Annotated in this window: 1 rRNA gene; it reads left to right on the top strand. The window is 39.8% G+C overall.

What is annotated here, in order from left to right:
* The first annotated feature begins 6 nt into the window (after positions 1-6).
* A 5S ribosomal RNA gene (rrf, locus tag QL898_RS13760) occupies positions 7-120 on the top strand.
* Positions 121-733 lie beyond the last annotated feature (613 nt).

Here is a 733-nt window from a genome sequence, read left to right as displayed (position 1 = left end):
CCCTTTGCTGACGACAATAGCGCGATGGCCCCACCTGATCCCTTCCCGAACTCAGAAGTGAAACATCGTAGCGCCAATGGTAGTGTGGTTCGCCCATGTGAGAGTAGGTCATCGTCAGCTCTCTATTCTGAAATATCCCCCGACATTAGCTTGTCGGGGGATTTTCTTTGTCGGCAGTTTGGTGACGGTGCTAGGTGCTGGATGCTTCGATCAATAGCCGCCAATCTCATTCAGTAAAATAATTATAAAAAAAGCTCAATTAACCTTGACCCAGCCTCAAACCCGCGTATAATGCGTCCCAGTCGAAAGGGAAGTGGGTTACTGATTTAGACGATGTAAATTGTTTGAATTAAATAAAAAATACTTCTTGACTAAATAAATAAAGCGTCTATAATACGCCCTCATCGGACGGACTAGCGGCAGCTAATATGTAAATTACATATTAATAACGCAGTTAACCTGGTGAAACAAATTATAAAATAGCTTGACAATTCAAATCACTGTGATAAGATAGTCGGCTCGCTAGATAGCTTAACCGGAGACGGATTGGCTAGATGGCAGAAGAAATACCCTATATATCAGTTACTGGACGACAGTGATTGAGACTATTTAAAAGCATAACTAAAGAACAACTTGTGTGGATTTTTGCTGATTCAGAATGCTAAAAAATAAAGTTGACTATCTTTTCTTTTCGGAGAGATTATTAACTATAAAAATTATCATTTAAGACAGC

It is taken from the genome of Psychrobacter sp. APC 3279, assembly GCF_030407795.1.
In the GTDB taxonomy this organism is placed as follows: domain Bacteria; phylum Pseudomonadota; class Gammaproteobacteria; order Pseudomonadales; family Moraxellaceae; genus Psychrobacter.
This window is presented reverse-complemented; position numbering and strand designations above follow the sequence as displayed.